General features: G+C 61.4%; 1 protein-coding gene. It reads left to right on the top strand.

Annotated elements, in window-relative coordinates; all coding sequences use genetic code 11:
* A partial coding sequence (locus tag FE782_RS31925; protein WP_162388383.1) for an InlB B-repeat-containing protein occupies window positions 1-1,756 on the top strand: 1,756 nt, incomplete at both ends.

Below are 1,756 nucleotides of genomic sequence, written 5' to 3'. Positions count from 1 at the left end.
CCGGCGGACAGTATTCACGACTACAATACGGGCGTCCCGGTGCCGGGCAACACGGGCGGTCTGGCGAAACTCGGCCACACGTTCGCGGGCTGGAACACGGCGGCGGACGGCAGCGGCACGGACTACGCGGCGGGCGGCACGCTGACGATCGGCGCGGCGGACGTCACGCTGTACGCGAAATGGACGGTAAACCAGTACGCGGTAAACTTCGAGAGCAACGGCGGCTCGCCGGTAGAAAGCCAGTCGATCAGCTACGGCCGTACGGCGGCGGAGCCGGCGGAACCGACGAAGACGGGGTATACGTTCGCCGAGTGGCATACAGACGCTGATTTGACGGCGGCGTTCGACTTCGCGGCACCCATCGGAGCTGCAGACATTACGTTGTATGCGAAATGGACGATCAACAGCTATACGGTTACGTATGACGGCAACGGAAGCGACGGCGGCACGGTGCCGACGGAAAGCAGCCACGACTATAACACTAGCGTCACAGTGCCGGGCAACCCTGGCGGATTAACGAAGACAGGCCACACGTTCGCGGGCTGGAATACGGCGGCGGATGGCAATGGAACGCAATACGCCACGTCGGATACGTTCACGATAGGTGCGGCGGATGTGACGTTGTATGCTAAATGGACGATTAACAGCTATGCGGTGACATACGAAGGGAACGGCGCAACGTCCGGCGACGTGCCTGAGGACAGCAGCCACGCGTACAACACCGATGCGACGGCGCCGGGAAACCCGGGGGGCTTGGCGAAGACGGGCCACACGTTCGCGGGCTGGAACACGGCGGCGGATGGCAGCGGAACGAACTATGCGGAGTCGGATATGTTCACAGTAGGCGCGGCGGATGTGACGTTGTATGCGAAATGGACGATTAACAGCTATGCGGTGAAGTACGAAGGGAACGGCGCAACGTCCGGCGACGTGCCTGAGGACAGCAGCCACGTGTACAACACCGATGTGACGGTGCCGGGCAACCCGGGGGGCCTGGCGAAAACAGGCCATTCGTTCGAGGGGTGGAGCACGGAGGCGAACGGAAGCGGAACGAACTATGCTGAGGCGGATACGTTCACGATCAGCGCATCGAACGTGACACTGTACGCGAAGTGGACGATAAACCAGTACACGGTAAATTTCGAGAGCAACGGCGGCTCGCCGGTAGACGGCGTGACGGTGCATTACGGCAGCGCCGCGGTCAAGCCGACGGACCCGACGAAGACAGGGTATGCGTTCGCCGGGTGGTACACGGATCGCGACGCATTGTCGCAAGCGTTCGATTTCGCGGTACCTATCGGAGCTGCGGATGTGACGCTGTACGCGAAGTGGATGGTAAACCAATACACGGTAAGCTTCGAGAGCAACGGCGGCTCGCCGGTAGAAAGCCAGTCGATCAACTACGGCAATACGGCGGCGGAGCCGGCGGAACCGACGAAGACGGGGTACACGTTCGCCGAGTGGTATACGGACGCAGACTTGACGGCGGCGTTCGACTTCGCGGCACCCATCGGAGCTGCAGACATTACGTTGTATGCGAAATGGACGGTGAACCAATATTCGGTAACCTTCGAAAGCAACGGCGGCACGCCGACGACGGGCCAGACGATCGACTATGGCACTGTGGTTACCGAGCCGGTAGCTCCGACGAAGACGGGCTGCACGTTCGCCGGGTGGTATACCGATGCGGACTTGACGGCGGCGTACGATTTTGCGTCGCCGATCGGAGCCGCAGACCTTACGTTGTATGCGAAGT

Source organism: Paenibacillus antri (assembly GCF_005765165.1).
Lineage (GTDB): Bacteria > Bacillota > Bacilli > Paenibacillales > YIM-B00363 > Paenibacillus_AE > Paenibacillus_AE antri.
The sequence above is the reverse complement of the archived record's forward strand: the minus strand, read 5'-3'. Positions and strand labels throughout refer to the sequence as shown.